The 16,651-nt window shown below is 61.5% G+C and carries 13 protein-coding genes; 1 reads left to right on the top strand and 12 read right to left on the bottom strand.

All coding sequences use genetic code 11. The annotated features are described in order from the left end of the window. Positions 1–15 precede the first annotated feature (15 nt). The 7 genes from ACA065_RS01815 to hutC all read right to left on the bottom strand — a co-directional run bounded on the left by ACA065_RS01815 (position 16) and on the right by hutC (position 7,777). Entirely contained in the window at positions 16–840 is an 825-nt protein-coding gene (locus ACA065_RS01815; protein ID WP_497693067.1) for a quaternary amine ABC transporter ATP-binding protein, read from the bottom strand. Then, complete coding sequence (locus ACA065_RS01810; RefSeq protein WP_177088712.1) at positions 837–1,688, bottom strand: ABC transporter permease; 852 nt, start codon at positions 1,686–1,688, stop codon at positions 837–839. Before ACA065_RS01810 ends, ACA065_RS01815 begins: the two co-directional genes overlap by 4 nt. A gap of 71 nt (positions 1,689–1,759) precedes the next feature. After that, complete coding sequence (locus tag ACA065_RS01805) at positions 1,760–2,725, bottom strand: ABC transporter substrate-binding protein (protein ID WP_497693066.1); 966 nt, start codon at positions 2,723–2,725, stop codon at positions 1,760–1,762. A 69-nt stretch (positions 2,726–2,794) separates the two neighbouring features. Then, the gene (locus ACA065_RS01800) at positions 2,795–4,252 is read right to left on the bottom strand and encodes a purine-cytosine permease family protein (protein ID WP_497693065.1); all 1,458 of its coding nucleotides are present in this window, start codon (positions 4,250–4,252) and stop codon (positions 2,795–2,797) included. Positions 4,253–4,434: 182 nt separating this feature from the next. Continuing rightward, positions 4,435–6,105: a urocanate hydratase gene (hutU, locus tag ACA065_RS01795; protein WP_094949334.1), complete on the bottom strand. Its 1,671-nt coding sequence runs from the start codon at positions 6,103–6,105 to the stop codon at positions 4,435–4,437. Between the two features lie 404 nt (positions 6,106–6,509). Then, a complete protein-coding gene (locus ACA065_RS01790) occupies positions 6,510–7,070 on the bottom strand; it encodes a HutD/Ves family protein (RefSeq protein WP_497693064.1) in 561 nt (186 codons plus the stop codon). Continuing rightward, positions 7,067–7,777: a histidine utilization transcriptional repressor HutC gene (hutC, locus tag ACA065_RS01785; protein WP_232000148.1), complete on the bottom strand. Its 711-nt coding sequence runs from the start codon at positions 7,775–7,777 to the stop codon at positions 7,067–7,069. The genes ACA065_RS01790 and hutC overlap by 4 nt, the downstream gene beginning before the upstream one ends. Positions 7,778–7,924: 147 nt before the next feature. Here hutC and ACA065_RS01780 point away from each other — a divergent pair, with 147 nt between their 5' ends. Then, complete coding sequence (locus ACA065_RS01780; protein WP_497693063.1) at positions 7,925–9,289, top strand: formimidoylglutamate deiminase; 1,365 nt, start codon at positions 7,925–7,927, stop codon at positions 9,287–9,289. Positions 9,290–9,420: 131 nt separating this feature from the next. On the opposite strand, the gene ACA065_RS01775 is transcribed toward ACA065_RS01780, so the two are convergent. From ACA065_RS01775 to ACA065_RS01755, 5 genes are all read right to left on the bottom strand, one after another. Beyond that, the gene (locus ACA065_RS01775; RefSeq protein WP_446433720.1) at positions 9,421–9,990 is read right to left on the bottom strand and encodes a lipocalin family protein; all 570 of its coding nucleotides are present in this window, start codon (positions 9,988–9,990) and stop codon (positions 9,421–9,423) included. Between the two features lie 30 nt (positions 9,991–10,020). After that, entirely contained in the window at positions 10,021–10,275 is a 255-nt protein-coding gene (locus tag ACA065_RS01770) for a hypothetical protein (RefSeq protein ID WP_017849914.1), read from the bottom strand. Between the two features lie 248 nt (positions 10,276–10,523). Then, entirely contained in the window at positions 10,524–11,534 is a 1,011-nt protein-coding gene (locus tag ACA065_RS01765) for a class 1 fructose-bisphosphatase (RefSeq protein ID WP_053253909.1), read from the bottom strand. Positions 11,535–11,630: 96 nt separating this feature from the next. Next, complete coding sequence (locus ACA065_RS01760; protein ID WP_497695282.1) at positions 11,631–12,974, bottom strand: DUF3999 domain-containing protein; 1,344 nt, start codon at positions 12,972–12,974, stop codon at positions 11,631–11,633. Next, positions 12,974–16,486 (bottom strand): DUF2339 domain-containing protein, encoded by a 3,513-nt coding sequence (locus ACA065_RS01755; protein ID WP_497693062.1) that lies wholly within the window; start codon positions 16,484–16,486, stop codon positions 12,974–12,976. Before ACA065_RS01755 ends, ACA065_RS01760 begins: the two co-directional genes overlap by 1 nt. Positions 16,487–16,651: the final 165 nt, after the last annotated feature.

Genomic DNA, 16,651 nt, shown 5'->3' with positions numbered 1-16,651 from the left:
CGTGGGAACGATCAGTTACACCACCGACGCGCGGCGCTGAACAAACCGGTCTACATACTCATCCGCCGGCGAATGCAAAATCTCGCGCGGCGTGCCGACCTGGATCAGCTTGCCGTCCTTGAGGATCGCAATGCGGTTGCCGATGCGCACGGCCTCGTCGAGGTCGTGGGTGATGAACACGATGGTTTTGTGCAGGGTCTTTTGCAGCTCGAGCAACTGGTCCTGCATTTCGGCACGGATCAGCGGGTCGAGGGCGCTGAAGGCTTCGTCCATCAGAATGATGTCGGTATCGGCCGCCAAGGCGCGGGCCAGGCCCACACGCTGGCGCATGCCGCCGGAGAGCTGGTGCGGGTATTTGTTTTCGTAGCCTTTGAGGCCCACGGTTTCGATCCAGTGCAGTGCGCGTTCGGCGCAGACCTGCTTGGTTTCGCCACGCACCTTGAGGCCGTAGGCAACGTTGTCGAGCACGCTCTTGTGGGGCAGCAGGCCGAAGCTCTGGAACACCATGCTGATCTTGTGCCGACGGAATTGGCGCAAGGCTTCCATGTCCAGTTGCAGGATGTCTTCGCCGTCCACCAGGATCGCGCCGCTGGTAGGGTCGATCAGCCGGTTGAAGTGGCGCACCAGCGTGGACTTGCCGGAACCCGACAGGCCCATGATCACAAAGATCTCGCCGGTGCCGATGCTCAGGGACAAGTCATTCACGCCGACCACGCAGCCGGTCTCGGCCAGCACCTGGTCCTTGGTCTTGCCTTGGCCCACCAGCGCCAGGGCTTCCTTGGAACGGTTGCCGAAGATCTTGAAGACGTTTTTAACTTCAATTTTGCTGACAGTAGTCATTTGCTCGCCTCATGCCGTGGACGACCATAGGCCTGGGTAATGCGGTCGATGACCACTGCGAGAATCACAATCGCCAGCCCGGCTTCAAGGCCACGGCCGACGTTGAGGGTCTGGATGCCGACGAGCACGTCTTCACCCAAGCCACGGGCGCCGATCATCGAGGCGATCACCACCATCGACAACGCCATCATGGTGGTCTGGTTGATCCCGGCCATGATGCTCGGCAGCGCCAGCGGCAGTTGCACACCGAACAGTTGCTGCCAGCGGTTGGCGCCGAAAGCGTTGATGGCTTCCATGACTTCGCCGTCGACTTGGCGGATGCCCAGGTCGGTCAGGCGAATCAGCGGCGGTGCGGCGTAGATCACGGTGGCAAAAATCGCCGGCACCTTGCCCAGGCCGAACAGCATCAGCACCGGGATCAGGTACACGAAGCTGGGCATGGTTTGCATGATGTCCAGCAACGGCATCAGCACCGAGCGCAGACGATTGCTGCGCGCCGACAGAATGCCCAGCGGAATGCCGATCAGCACCGAGATCACCGTGGCGACCATCATCAGTGCCAGGGTTTGCATCAGCTTGTCCCACAGGCCAACGGCGCCCACCAGGAACAGCAGGCCGACGATCACCGCTGTGGTCACCACCTTGCGGGTGGCATGCCAGGCGATGCCGCCGACGATGGCCAGCATCAGCCACCAGGGCGCCGCGCGCAGCACCCCTTCCAGGTTGACGATGGCCCATAGCAGTGTGTCGGAAATGTGCCGGAACACATCACCGTAGTTGGTGACCAGCGAGTCCACCCAACCGTTGACCCAGTCGGCGATGGAAAACGTAAAACTCTCAGGAAACATATCGTGCTCTCGATCCAGTGGGTTGTGGCCGGGCGCCCGGTTGCCTGTTGAGACAACCGGGAACGCTCAACCTACAAGGCCGCGTCGATTTTCTTGGCTGCGTCGTCGCTCACCCATGCGTGCCAGACTTCAGGATGTTCCTTGAGGAAAATTTTCGCCAGTTTTGGCGACTCAATTCGCTCTTTGGCCATGCGGCCCAGGTTCTGGTTCAGCAGGTCGATGGGCAGGTTGACCTTTTCCAGCACGGCCACCAGCTCCGGCGCTTGCTCGTGGAAGGTCTTGGACAAGCCGACCTTGATGCTCACGGTTTTATCCACACCCGGCTTTTCTTCCAGCTTGACCAGGTCAACCTGGCCCATCAGCGGCGTTGGCGACCAGTAGTAGAACAGGATCGGCTCGCCACGCTTGTAGCTCGACAGCACCGCCGCATCCAGCGCCGGGCCGGTGCCTGGGCGGAAGTTGGTGTAGGTGCTTTCCAGGCCGTAGCTTTTGAGCATTTCGCTATTGTCCAGCTCACAGGTCCAGCCGGCCGGGCAGTTGTAGAAACGGCCTTTGGAGGGCTCTTCCTGGTCCTTGAACACCGAGGCGTATTTGGCAAGATCCGCGATGGTCTTCAGGTCCGGCGCCTTGGGTGCAAGCTTGCGCTTGGCATCGCCTTCGATCACATAACGCGGCACGTACCAGCCTTCCACAGCCCCGACGACCGGGGCACCCACGCCGACGACTTTGCCGGCCTTCTCGGCCTTGTTCCAGACTTCGCTGCGGCCCACCCACTCTTCGGCAAACACTTGGATGTCGTTGCTGCTCAGGGCGTTTTCCATGGTGATGGAGTTACCCGGCAGGCTGTCGGTTTTGCAGTCGTAGCCTTTTTCCAGCACGGTTTGCAGGATGTCGGTGAGCAACATGCCGCTTTCCCAGTTCAAGCCTGCGAATTTCACAGGCTTGCCGGATTCACACCAACCGGCCGCTTGAGCGCCGGCAGACGCCAGTAAACCAGCGGTAAACAACGTGGCCAGCAGGGTCTTATTCATTTTCATTGTTGTGACGCTCCCAATCTTGAAATGGATTACGGCAGTCAGTAGGCGTCCTGCCCTGTCCACGTCCCATCAGGCTTGTGCAGCCAGCCCGTTTGTTATTGGTGCAGCGCCCTGCTCGATCGGCAGGATCAGGTGTTCAGGAATTGCGCTGTGCCACTTTTTCGCACAGACGTAATAGAGGGCTGCGGGAAGTACCAGACCGATGATCCAGGAAATATCCACATCACCCAGCGCGGCCACCAGCGGGCCGGTGTAGAACTTGGTGGAGATGAATGGCAATTGCACCAGCACGCCGAAGACATAGACGCTGATACCGAGCAGGTTCCAGCGACCGTAGCGACCGTTCGGGTCGGCCAGCGCCGGCACGTCATAGCGCTCGCGGGTGATGCAGTAGTAATCCACCAGGTTGATCGCACTCCATGGCGTAAAGAACGCCAGCAGGAACAGGATGAAAGACTTGAATGCACCGAGGAACGAGTGCTGGCCGAGCAACGCAATCAGGGTCGCAGTACCGACAATGACCAGCACGAAAACCAGGCGCTGCAGGCGCGTGACTTCCAGGCGACCACGAAAGCCGCTGATGATGGTCGCGATGCACATGAAACTACCGTAGGAGTTCAGCGTAGAGATGGTGACCTTGCCGAAAGCGATGCTGAAGTACAGCAGCGCAGCAGTAGCGCCCGTGCCGCTCAAACCAACGATGTAAGCCACTTCGTGGCCGACGAATTGCCCGTTGGACATGGCCGCGGCAAACACGCCGAGGATCATCGCCACCTGCGCACCAATGACCGAACCCGCGCCAGCGGCGAAAAAGGTTTTCAGCGAGGACGTCTTGCTCGGCAAGTAGCGCGAATAGTCCGCCACGTAAGGGCCGAAGGCGATCTGCCAGGATGCCGCGAGCGACACCGCCAGCAAAAAACTGCTCCAGCTGAAGTGGCGGATTTGCAGCAGTGCGCCAACGTCGGTCTGGCTGATCAGGCGGCTGAACAAGTAGACGAACGCAACCACACCGATGACGCTGGCAACGCGACCGATCCAATGGATCACCCGGTAACCGAGCACCGTGACCAGCACAATGACACTGGCGAAGATCAGAATACCGACGCTGTCACTGACGCCAAACAACTGGCCCAGCGCCTGGCCGGAAAGCACAGTGCCGGTCGCGGTGAAGCCCAGGTACATCAAACAGACCAGCACGATCGGGATGGCCGCACCATAAACACCAAACTGTACCCGGCTGGAGATCATCTGCGGCAGGCCAAGCTTCGGCCCTTGCGCCGCATGCAACGCCATGACGCCGCCGCCAATCAACTGGCCGATCAGCAGACCGATCAACGACCAGAACACATCACCGCCCAGCACCACGGCCAGGGCCCCGGTAACAATGGCGGTGATTTGCAGGTTGGCACCCATCCATAGGGTGAACTGGCTAAACAGACGACCGTGTCTTTCCGCTTCCGGGATGTAGTCGATCGAACGCCTTTCGATCAACGGGGTGGTGCTTGCACGTGCGTCATTTGCAGCCATGTGTGTTCAACCTCTGATGGATTGTTTTTGTGTGCAACGCAGATCAAATGTGGGAATGGGCTTGTTGTGGCGAGGGAGCTTGCTCCCGTTCGACAGCGCAGCTGGAGCCGGCTTTTGGGGGCTGCTTCGCACCCCAGCGCAAGCAAGCTTGCTCGCCACAAAAAGCCCCCTCCCCCATTTGGTTACTTGATCATCGGAAGATTGAGGCCCTGTTCTTTGGCGCAGTCGATGGCGATCTGGTAACCAGCATCCGCGTGGCGCATCACACCCGTGGCCGGGTCGTTATGCAGTACGCGGGCAATCCGCTCAGCCGCTTCGTCGGTGCCGTCGCAGACGATCACCATGCCGGAGTGCTGCGAGAAGCCCATGCCCACGCCGCCGCCGTGGTGCAGCGACACCCAGGTCGCGCCGCTCGCGGTGTTGAGCAAGGCGTTGAGCAGTGGCCAGTCGGACACGGCGTCGGAACCGTCCTGCATGGCTTCGGTTTCGCGGTTCGGGCTGGCGACCGAGCCGGAGTCGAGGTGGTCACGGCCGATCACCACCGGCGCCGACAGCTCGCCGCTGCGCACCATTTCGTTAAACGCCAGGCCCAGCTTGGCGCGCTGGCCCAGGCCAACCCAGCAGATACGAGCCGGCAGGCCCTGGAAGCTGATGCGCTCGCGCGCCATGTCCAGCCAGTTGTGCAGGTGGGCGTCGTCGGGGATCAGCTCTTTGACTTTGGCGTCGGTCTTGTAGATGTCTTGCGGGTCGCCCGACAGCGCCGCCCAACGGAACGGGCCGATGCCACGGCAGAACAGTGGGCGGATGTAGGCCGGTACGAAGCCTGGGAAGGCGAAGGCGTCTTCCACGCCTTCTTCTTGCGCCATCTGGCGAATGTTGTTGCCGTAGTCGAAGGTCGGGATGCCTTGCTTCTGGAATTCCAACATGGCTTTGACGTGCACGGCCATCGACTGCTTGGCGGCCTTGATTACAGCAGCCGGTTCGGTCTTGGCGCGGGCGCGGTATTCGTCCCAGGTCCAGCCAGCCGGCAGGTAGCCGTTGAGTGGGTCGTGGGCGCTGGTCTGGTCGGTGACCATGTCCGGGCGCACGCCGCGCTTGACCAGTTCCGGCAGGATCTCAGCCGCGTTACCCAACAGGGCGATGGAGATGGCCTTGCCTTCCTTGGTGTATTTGGCGATGCGGGCCAGGGCGTCGTCGAGGTCGGTGGCTTGCTCGTCGACGTAACGGCTGCTCAAGCGGAAGTCGATACTGACTTGCTGGCATTCGATGTTCAGCGAGCAGGCGCCGGCCAGGGTTGCGGCCAACGGCTGCGCGCCGCCCATGCCGCCGAGGCCGGCGGTGAGCACCCAACGGCCGGTCAGGTCGCTGTTGTAATGCTGGCGACCGGCTTCGACGAAAGTTTCGTAGGTGCCTTGGACGATGCCTTGGCTGCCGATGTAGATCCAGCTGCCGGCGGTCATCTGGCCGTACATGGCCAGGCCCTTGGCATCCAGTTCGTTGAAGTGTTCCCAGCTGGCCCAGTGCGGCACCAGGTTGGAGTTGGCGATCAGCACGCGCGGGGCGTTGCTGTGGGTCTTGAACACGCCGACCGGCTTGCCGGATTGCACCAGCAGGGTCTCGTCGTCATTCAGGTTAGTGAGGCTCTCGACGATCTGGTCGTAGCACTCCCAGTTGCGCGCCGCGCGGCCAATACCGCCGTACACCACCAGTTCTTTCGGGTTTTCGGCCACTTGCGGGTCGAGGTTATTCATCAACATGCGCAGCGGCGCTTCAGTCAGCCAGCTTTTGGCGGTGAGCTTGTTACCGCGGGCGGCGCGGATTTCGACGTCACGGTATTTTGTAGGCTTGGTCACTGCTAAGACTCCTCGGCGATCGATGCGCGAACATTGATGGTGCGAAGGAGAGTCTTACGCACACATCTTTACTTGTATGTACAAGCATATGCAATCAAGCGGCCAACTTTCTTAGCGAGGGCGTGAGATTTTTTGGGAAGGTGTGTGAAAGCCTTGGAAATTAAGGCTTTGAGGCTTGGTGAAATTTCTTGCGCGGGTGTTTTGCAGCGAGGGAAATTTGTCACGATGGCGCGGCTTTGCGCCACGCTGGGGCGTTCGGTAACAATTTGGTGCGGGACTGGAAACAGATCGTGAAGACGATGGAGAAACAAATGTGGGAGCGGGCTTGCTCGCGAATGCGTTGTATCAGTGCCAGATAGGCTGGCTGACCCACCGCATTCGCGAGCAAGCCCGCTCCCACATTTTTAACCGCGCTGGGTCAGTTCGATAATGCAGCAGCGGCCGGTAACCGAGAGGTCCAGCAGGTGGGTGTTACCGTCGATTTGCAGGCAATCGTGATGGCCCAGCTTCTGATCCAGCACCTTCACTTCATCCGCCACGCTGAACACCAGCACCGTCTGCGCCGTGGTGAAAAACCGCTGCACACCGTCTATCCACTGAAAGCGCGCGTGGTAACGCTGCGGCGAGTAGATCAGGTTGAAATCGCGAATCGGCCCAGTGATCAAGCGGCAGGAAACCTGACTGTCGCCGCTGAATGCGAACGGCTGTAGCGGTAACAACCCGCGCTGTTCCTCGCCATCCACCGTCAGCACCATGCCCGCGCCTTTGATCACCGTGATCACGCGCTGGTAGCCGGCGAAGGTCGAAAACCCACCCGACTCAGCGATATCGGCAATCGACAGGCGCCAGCCAAAGCCATCCAGGCCTTGGCCTGCATCACGGGTGATTTCTTCGGTGCTGCCGCCGCCGTTTTTCCACGGCATGCGGATGTAATCGGCGGCGCGCCAGACTTTCACTGCACTCATTTACTGAAACGTCCTTCCAGGCTATGACGGGAACCGGGGTGGATCAAACGCGCGGCGGTCACCGGCTGGCGACCCGACCAAGTGCGGCGGCGAATCAACAGGCATGGCTCGCTCGGCTCGATTTGCAGCAGTTTGCACTCTTCGGCATCGGCGAGGATCGCTTCGACCACGTGCTCGCCTTCGGTCAGCGGCGCAACCTGGTTCAAATAGGCGTACGGCGTTTGTTGGGTGAAGTCTTGCTGCAAGTAGTCCGGCGCGACCAGGGCGTTAACGAAACGGTCTTCGATTTGCACCGGGATGTCGTTTTCAAAATGCACGATCAGCGAGTGGAACACCCGCCCGCCTTCGCGCATTTCCAGGGCCACGGCACGCTCGGAGCCTGCGGCCTCTTCGCACAAGTGGATAACCTGGCAGGTATGCCGATGACCGCGAGAGGCGATCTCATCGGCAATGTTGTGCACTTCAAACAGTGCCGATTGGCTTTTCGGCTCGGCGACGAACGTGCCGACGCCTTGCATGCGCACCAGCAACCCTTCGGCCGTGAGCTCGCGCAGGGCGCGGTTGATGGTCATGCGGCTGAAACCCAGCTGGCTGACCAGCTCGCTCTCGGACGGCACGCGGTAATGCGGCGGCCAGTTGCCGTTGAGGATCTGCTGGCTGATCATCTGTTTGACGCGGGCATACAAGGGCGCCGGACTTTCGTCCATGTGGGCAGCCAGCGAAGACTTGGCAGGCGGAGTCGGCACAGGGAATCCTTGCAGGGGGAAAAGATGCATAGATTGCCGGAGTTTACCGAGCAGGCAAACGTCTGTATATGTATATACAAATAAACACACGACCGGGGTGCCTTGATCATGTCCGCTTTCTTTGCCGAACGCGCGCTGCTGCCTAATGGATGGGCCAACGATGTACGCTTTGAAGTCAGCGCCGATGGCGTGCTGACCCACGTTGAGCCCAATGCCAATGCAGACGGCGCCGAACGGCTCAGAGGCCCGGTGCTGGCGGGCATGCCGAACCTGCATTCCCACGCGTTCCAACGTGCCATGGCGGGTTTGGCCGAAGTGGCCGGCAACCCGAATGACAGCTTCTGGACTTGGCGCGACTTGATGTACCGCATGGTCGGCAAGATCAACCCGGAGCAACTGCAGGTCATCGCCCGCCAGCTGTATATCGAGATGCTCAAGGCCGGTTACACCTCGGTGGCCGAATTTCACTACGTACACCACGACGTCAGCGGCCAGCCGTATGCCGACCGCACAGAACTGTCGCGCCAGATCAGCCAGGCAGCCGCCAGCAGCGGGATTGGTCTGACGCTGGTGCCGGTGCTCTACACCCATTCCGGGTTCGGTGGCCAGGCGCCGAATGAAGGCCAGCGACGGTTTATCAACAGCACCGAAAGTTATCTGGACCTGCAAGCGCGGCTCAAGCCGATCCTCGCCGCGCAACCGGCGCAACAGCTGGGCCTGTGTTTCCACTCCCTGCGCGCCGTAACGCCGCAACAAATCAATGATGTACTGGCCGCCAGCGACACGGCTTGCCCGGTGCATATCCACATTGCCGAGCAGCAAAAGGAGGTCGATGACTGCCTGGCCTGGAGCGGCAAACGCCCGCTGCAGTGGCTGTATGACAATGTCGACGTCGATGAGCGCTGGTGCCTGGTGCATGCCACTCATGCTGATGCTGACGAAGTGGCGCGCATGGCCAAGAGCCGCGCCATTGCCGGCCTGTGCCTGACTACTGAAGCCAACCTGGGCGACGGGATCTTCCCGGCGGTGGATTTTCTCGCCCAAGGCGGACGCATGGGTATTGGCTCCGACAGCCATGTGTCGTTGAGTGTGGTGGAAGAGTTGCGTTGGCTGGAATACGGCCAGCGCCTGCGTGACCAGCGGCGCAACCGCTTGTACCGCAGTGATCAGCCGATGGTCGGTCGCACGCTGTTTGATGCCGCGCTCGACGGCGGCGCCCAGGCGCTGGGCCAGCCGATTGGTCGCTTGGAAGTGGGTAAGCGTGCGGATTGGATCGTGCTGGACGGCAATGATCCGTACTTGGCGACGGCGACCGAGGACGGCATTCTTAATCGCTGGCTGTTCGCCGGTGGTGATCGGCAAGTGCGCGATGTGCTGGTCAACGGCAAGTGGGTAGTGCGCGATGGGCGCCATGCCGGTGAAGAAGAGAGCAGCCGGGCCTTTACGCAAGTGTTAAGAGAGTTGCTGGGCTAACAAACAATGCAAACCAAATGTGGGAGCGGGCTTGCTCGCGAATGCGGTGTATCAGTCATTACATCTGTCGACTGACACTCCGTATTCGCGAGCAAGCCCGCTCCCACATTTTGATCGGCGGTTGTCCAGGTTTATTGCGAGGTCTTCGCCATCTGCTTGTCCGACGTACGCCAGATCAACCGCGTGGTGTCATACCCTTGCTGCCGCGCCCTGCTCAGCAGGTCTTCGCGGGTGTCGGCACTCACCGTCGGCGTGCGCGACAAGATCCACATGTAGCGTCGGCTCGGGCTGCCAACAAGGGCGGTCTTGTAGTCATCGCTGACGTACAGCACCCAGTAATCGCCCTTGGCGACGCCCGGCAGCAGCGCCGTGAACCAGTTATTGAATTCCACCCAGAGCTTGTCGGTCTTGCCCGGCACTTGCGGCGTGGCCGTGCCCTTGGCTTCTTGCCACTTCCACTCAGGTGTCAGGCAGCGGTTGAACACCGACATGTCGCCATCGGGCAACAGCGTGTAACGGGCTTCGGACTGCGCGCAGTTGCGCTGGAAGTACATCGGCAATCGGGCCAACTCATACCAGGTGCCCTGGTAACGCTTGAGGTTGACGTTGCTCGCTGTCTTGGGTTGCAGATCATCGCCAGAATGGCTGGCGCAGCCCGCCAAAAACAGGCTGGCACAAAGGCACAAAACAAAACGCATCATTCTTCTTCTCCCGCAGGCTCGCGCCCCGGTTTACTTCAGGCCTTGCCCGGAAAACATCAGAACTTTGTCACCGGCATATTGAACGCTGATAAAGCTGTTTTTATCGCCCCAGGTGCAGCTGGACATGCCCAGTGCGCCGGAACAATCGGTCGGCTTACCCAGCAACGACTCTACTTCAGCCTTGGCCATGCCAGCCGACAATTTCGCGTAATTTTCTTGGTTGACCTTGCTGCAAGCGGCCAATAGCACGCAAAAAGCCAGCAAAGCGAGACGGCGTAACGACATGGAAAAACTCCTGGAGGGACGAAGCAGCTTGGGTATCTGCCAGAAGCTTAGAAGGGAAAAGAGGTGTCTGGTTCCCGATGAACGAAAACAAAAAAGCCCCGAAAACGCTGAAACGTTTCGGGGCTTCTTGTGGTTCAAAACATCAAGCCGTTGTGGCGAGGGAGCTTGCTCCCGCTCGGGTGCGTAGCGCCCGCAAGATTGTTAGGGCCGCTTCGCAGCCCAACGGGAGCAAGCTCCCTCGCCACAGGTTACTTCTTGTGGTAACCGGTCACGCGCTCAACTTCTTCCTTCGAACCCAGGAACACCGCCACGCGCTGGTGCAGGCCTTCGGGCTGGATGTCGAGGATGCGCTGGTGGCCGTCGGTGGACGCGCCGCCCGCTTGCTCGACCAGGAACGACATCGGGTTGGCTTCGTACATCAAGCGCAGTTTGCCCGGCTTGGACGGCTCGCGGCTGTCACGTGGGTACATGAACAAGCCACCACGGGTCAGGATACGGTGCACGTCGGCCACCATCGCGGCGACCCAGCGCATGTTGAAGTTCTTCTTCAACGGGCCTTCCTCACCCGCCATCAACTCGCCCACGTAGCGGGTAACCGGCTCTTCCCAGTGACGCTGGTTGGACATGTTGATCGCGAATTCCTGAGTGGATGCAGGAATAGTGATGTCTTCGTGGGTCAGCACAAAGCTGCCCATTTCGCGGTCCAGGGTGAAGCCTTTGACGCCGTCGCCCAGGGTCAGTACCAGCATGGTCTGTGGGCCGTAGATCGCGTAACCGGCAGCGACCTGCTCGGTGCCTGGCTGCAGGAAGGCTTTTTCGTTCAGCGCTTCGTTCTGGCTCAGGTATTCATTCGGGCAACGCAGTACCGAGAAGATGGTGCCGACCGGTGCGTTGATGTCGATGTTGGACGAACCGTCCAGTGGGTCAAACACCAGCAGGTAGGCGCCTTTCGGGTATTTGCCCGGGATCTGGTAGGCATTGTCCATTTCTTCGGACGCCATGCCGGCCAGGTGACCGCCCCATTCGTTGGCTTCGAGCAGGATCTCATTGGAGATCACGTCGAGCTTCTTCTGCACTTCGCCTTGGACGTTTTCAGTGCCCATGCTGCCCAGGACACCGCCCAGCGCGCCTTTGGAGACGGCGTGGCTGATTTCCTTGCAAGCACGCGCCACCACTTCGATAAGGAAGCGCAGATCGGCAGGCGTGTTGTTGCTGCGGGTCTGCTCGATCAAATAGCGACTCAGGGTAACGCGGGACATGGAAGGCTCCGGAGAATGGGGGGCTTAAAAACCCGCGCAGTTTAACGCGAGTCGGGGGTTATTTCCTCTAATCAGAGGATTTAACGCCAATAGAGTTCACGGTTTGGCCGCAGGTTGGCGCAACAAACTGTAGGCCATCGCCCCCAGCGCCGCCACACCCAACAGGAGCACGGCCCACAGGCCGAGTTTCTTCCAATCGGTGCCCGCTTCGGGCGGTGCGGCAACGGTGGCGCTTTTAACCACCGCGTCACCCGTGACCTTGGCCTGGCCCAGCGTTTTCAGGCGCTCGGGGCTGTAGTCGGGGATCAGGGTCGACAGCGGCAGGTTCGCTGCCTTGACCGAGCCATTGCCCAACGCCAGGGTAAACGGCGGCTCGCCACGTGCCAGAAACACCAACTGCGTCGTGCGCACAGCAAAGCGCAGGGCCGGTGCTTCGACGCCGAGGCCACCGCCGCGCTCATCCACCTGCAACTTGAGCTCGCCAACAGCAACACCCGGCAGTTGCAACTCGTCTTGCACCACGTCTTGGCCGTTCTGGGCCAGGCGGTACAACACACCATTACTCAGCGGCTGCCAGGCTTGATTGGCTTCGCGTCGCCCCGCCAAGGTGACCGGCGCCAGCGTGTTGGGTTGCTTCAGCTCGATACGCAAACGCTCGACGGGCAGCCCCGTCGGCAGCTGCCAGCTGTATTCCCCAGCCTTGAGCCGCGTACCCGACAACGGCTGCGACCACACCAACGGCATCGGCAGGCTGCTGCGGGTGGCGCTCACAAGTTTGGCCGAGGTCAGCGTCGGCGCGACCTGGCCTTGCCACACCAGGCGCAGGTAACGCGCCGACTGCCCCGGCAAGCTCACGTCATGTTGCTCGACACGCTCGTCGGCAAACGACAGGCGCGCCACCTGGCCATCGCCCCAGGATTCCCAGTGCTGCAAGTCATCACTGGCTTCAATGCTGAAACGCTGGAAGCCGTCCCTCTCGCGGCTCCAGTCCAGGCTCAGTTGCTGCAACGGCGCCTTGATCGCGCTGGCGTCCAGCACCCAGCCGCGCAGCACTTGCTTGCCGGCCTTGGATGGGCGCACCTCCAGCAGGGTGCCCTCGGCGGTGGATTTCATCACCACGTCCGGCACACTTTCACGGGTGTCGGCGGCGTACAGCGGGAACCACTTCACGTCGGCCACATTGCGGCTTTCGGTGCGCTGCGCGGATTGGCGCGATAACGCATAGGCCTGGGGCTCACCGGCGGCGTTGAACACGCGCACATCGCCCAGATCGGCCTGGCGCGCGCTCAATTGCACAGCCAGCGGCAACTCCAGGCGATACCAGGGGCCGCTACCACTCACCGCCAGCGGCACTTGCGTGGTGAAGTCGGCAGGCGTTTCCTGCGCCCACACCGACAACGTCGTACACAAACCCACTGCGATTACGCTCAACTTACCGATCAAGAGGTTGCTCCTTCAGTTTCCAACACCGGCTCGGCACGTTTGGGTGGCAGCGGCGCAAAGTAACCCACCACCAGCAACAGCCCGCCCACGCCGATAAACGAAACAATCCGCGCCAGCCCGCCACGGTTGCTCAGCTCGACAAAGAACAACTTGGCGACCACCACCGCAATCAGCGCCGCGCCGATCAGCCACACTTCGCGACGATGGCGCAAATGGCCGCCGATCATCAGCCCGAGTGCGATGAGCGTCCAGACAATCGACAGACCGGCCTGCACCAACATGGACGACAGCAAGGCATCCAGTTGGAACGGCACGCCCGCCCAATGGTGGGCGGTGCGCATCACCAATGCGGTGAAGAAGGCAAACAACGAAGCACCCGCAACACCTTGAGCGATCAGCCCGGCACGCGGCCCGCGCTGCGGTGCCACGCTACGTGACCACAGGTAAATACCCAGCAGCGCAAACAGCAGGCCCAAGTCCAGCGGGTTGAACAGCGGCACATACGGCAGCGGTTCAGCGGTGCCGTCGCTGAAGATATTCGCCAGCCAGAACCAGCCGAGCATCAGCACCGCCAGCGGCAACGCAGCGAGTACACGGTATTCACGCGGATAAGCCGACACCGGCCACGGCCAATGGCGCGGCGCGGCCGCCAGCACCAGGTACAGGCTTGGCAGAATCGCCCAACCCAGCCAGCGCCAGGCGTTGTATTCGCTGGACAGCAACAACAGGCCGTAACGCAGCTGCAGCGCCAGCACGCCGATCAGCATCCAGCAGCCGAGCACGTGAGCGATGCTCAGCACCTTGCTCGGCACCACCGTGGCCAAACGGTGCAGCGCGATGAAATGCACTACAAACACCGCCAACCACGCCAACCAGCCGTACTGCGCCGCCGGGTGGTAGTAATCATCGGCAGACGCCAGCAACACCACGCCCGCCGCCGGCATTAGCAAGGCGCACAGCATGCCCAGCGATGCCCAGCGCAAACGTGCGGCCAGCAGCGCCCAGATCGCCACGCTCACCGCCGCGATGCCGAGCAACCCTGGCCCCTGCAGTTGCTGCGGGGTAAACCGCAGCACTTCGCCGATCAACGCCAGCGCCCACCACGCCGCGCCCCACACCAGCAGCAGGTCGGACAGGCGTTGCAGTCTCAACACGGTAAACAGCGGCGCATGCGGCTCGCGCTGCAAGCGCCAGGCGCCTACCAATGCGGCCAGGCCCAACACCATCGGCGTCCAGAAACCGCTGTGCGCCAAGGGGCGCAAGCCCTCGCGGCTCAACGGCCCGAGCAGCTCCGGCATCGCGAGCAGGAACGAGGCACCACCGACCAGTTGCAACAGCAACCCAAACACGAAGCTGACGCGCTGTTGCAGGTACAGGCTCAACCAGATGATCAACAAGCCGCTGGCCGCCCACACACCGCTGGCACTTTCCCATGGCAACACGAACAGCACCGCGAGGTTGATCAGCACTAAACCTGCGAGCAACACCACCGACAGCCCGCGCAACAGGCGTAGGTCGCTGCGCACCATGTCGTCGCGCGCCGCCATCAGCATGCCGCCGACCAACGCCAGGCCAATCAGCGAAGCGGTCAACAACCCGGTCCAACCGGCACTCAATACTGCCGCCCCATCACCGCCCTGCAAGCGCAGCAGGAACAGCGCACCGCCCAGCAACTGCACGGCGAAGGCGCTGAACAGGAAGGTGCGCGAGCCGATGCGCAGGCCGACAAACAGGGTGACCAGACCGGCGATGGCCCAACTGATGGCGGTGCCTTGGGTCAGCAACAGCAAGGGGGCGAGCAGGTACAAAAAGGTCAGGCCCAGGCTCGCCAGCACCGGCATGCCTTGGCGCTCCCAAGCCGCCGACTGTTCGGCCGTCGCCTTGCGCAACTGATCGAAACTGAACAGCAATGCCGCGCCCAGCAACAGCGCACCCAATGGCGCACCGTCGAGCAAACTGTGTTCGCCGATGCGCAGCTCACTGAGGAACGCCACCGCTGAGCCCAACTGCAACAACAGGCCAAATGCGCGTGCCAGCGGCCGTTGCTGACGCAAGCCGAGCCAAAAGATCCCCGCGCCTTCTACCGCCCACGCGGCCGCCGTCCAGCGCGCATCGAGGCCCAGAGGAATCGCCAGGCTGGCAAAGATCACCCCCAGCGCCAGGCAGGTTTCCGCCAGCAACAGGGCGCGCCCGCCGCTGAGCACTCGGGCCAGGCCCATGTAGATAAGCCCCAAGCCGAGCGCACTGAACGCAGCGGCGAATTCCAGGTGCTGCACCAAGGCGAACTGCAAACCAAAGCCCACCAGCGGCGGGCCGAACAGCATGCTGCCGTCAACATAATCACCCTTGGCGGCCGACCAGCGCAGCAGCGCATTACGGTCCTCGGGGGCATCGCCCATCTCTTGCAACTTGCGTCGGGCGAACAACAGGCCGATGGCCAGGTACATCAGGAAAAACAGGATCAGGAACGGCTCGGTGCTCCACAGCAATTCCGGCGTGTAAGAGCGCATGCCCCACACGAAACCGATGCCAAAAGTGCCCACAAACCCGATCAGGTTGAGCAGGCGCCAGGCCTTGAACCAGGCGATGGCGAGGATGCCGGCGTTGAGCAGTGCAAAGTAACTGAACAGCGCCACGTGATTGCCGGCGCCGGTGGACGTGAGGATCGGTGCGGCAAAGCCACCCAGCGCCGCTGCACAGGCCAGGCCGAGGGCGTCCTGGGTGATTGCCAGGATTGCCGAGAATACGGTGACCGCCACCAGCAGGCCGAGTGCGGCGCTTGGGTCGATCAGCGGGTGCAAGCGCATCGCGGCAAATACCGTCAGGTACAGCACGGCAATGCCGGTGCCTTGCAGCATCAGGCCGTAATTGCTGTTGCGCAGCCGCAGCCACCAACCCAAGCCCAGCAGGCCGATGGCGGCAGCGGCAACCCCGGCGTAACGCAGTTCAATCGGCACCACCACGCCTTCGGTGGCATAGCGCAGCAAAAATGCCAGGCCGAGGAACAACAGCACCACGCCAACGCGCAGCACGGTGTTACCGCCAAACAGCCAATTGCGTGCGCCGCTGATGGCGCGCTCGATCAGGTTGGGGCCGCGGGGAATGGCAGGTTCTTTAGGTTTTGGTGTCGGCGCTTGCGCCCAGACGTCATCCGGCAGCGGCTGGCTGGCTTCGGCAGCCACGGCCACAGGCGCCAGTTCGGCGGGTAGCTCCCAAACAAGTTCGGGCGTTGCAACAACGGGTGTTTGTTCAGGGATAGGGGATTCGACAATGACACTGCTTGTCGGCGCAGGCACTTCCAGTTGCCGCAGACGCTCACCCAGCGCTATCAGCGCCTTCTGCGTGGTTTCCAACTGACGCGCTTGCTGGTTCGCTTGAGTCGACAACATCGACAAGCGAATAGCCTGGCCGATGCCCAGCCCCAGCAGCGCACCGAACCCGGCATCCGTGAACGACTCATCGAGCGTCCAGCCGAGCACCAGGCCAATCAGCATGAAAATCCATTGCATGGTCGATATCCCTAAGCAGCCCGAGGCGGGCAAACCGGGGCCTAGTATATCGACGCAGGGCCAATGTGGGAGGGGGCTTGCCCCCGATAGCGGTGCATCAATCGACATATCTGCAAACTGACACCCCGCCATCGGGAGCAAGCCCCCTCCCACATTTTTTACGGC

Source organism: Pseudomonas sp. LBUM1640 (assembly GCF_059716225.1).
Note: the sequence above shows the minus strand (reverse complement) of the source record. Positions and strands in the feature narration are given on the sequence as shown.

Coding starts and splice junctions, on each gene's coding strand:
- ACA065_RS01765 (WP_053253909.1), bottom strand. CDS start 11,534: ATGTCCCGCGTTACCCTGAGTCGCTATTTGATCGAGCAGACCCGCAGC.
- hutC (WP_232000148.1), bottom strand. CDS start 7,777: ATGGACGAAAGTCCGGCGCCCTTGTATGCCCGCGTCAAACAGATGATC.
- ACA065_RS01800 (WP_497693065.1), bottom strand. CDS start 4,252: ATGGCTGCAAATGACGCACGTGCAAGCACCACCCCGTTGATCGAAAGG.
- ACA065_RS01770 (WP_017849914.1), bottom strand. CDS start 10,275: ATGTCGTTACGCCGTCTCGCTTTGCTGGCTTTTTGCGTGCTATTGGCC.
- ACA065_RS01775 (WP_446433720.1), bottom strand. CDS start 9,990: ATGATGCGTTTTGTTTTGTGCCTTTGTGCCAGCCTGTTTTTGGCGGGC.
- ACA065_RS01805 (WP_497693066.1), bottom strand. CDS start 2,725: ATGAAAATGAATAAGACCCTGCTGGCCACGTTGTTTACCGCTGGTTTA.
- ACA065_RS01755 (WP_497693062.1), bottom strand. CDS start 16,486: ATGCAATGGATTTTCATGCTGATTGGCCTGGTGCTCGGCTGGACGCTC.
- ACA065_RS01790 (WP_497693064.1), bottom strand. CDS start 7,070: ATGAGTGCAGTGAAAGTCTGGCGCGCCGCCGATTACATCCGCATGCCG.
- ACA065_RS01780 (WP_497693063.1), top strand. CDS start 7,925: ATGTCCGCTTTCTTTGCCGAACGCGCGCTGCTGCCTAATGGATGGGCC.
- ACA065_RS01810 (WP_177088712.1), bottom strand. CDS start 1,688: ATGTTTCCTGAGAGTTTTACGTTTTCCATCGCCGACTGGGTCAACGGT.
- ACA065_RS01815 (WP_497693067.1), bottom strand. CDS start 840: ATGACTACTGTCAGCAAAATTGAAGTTAAAAACGTCTTCAAGATCTTC.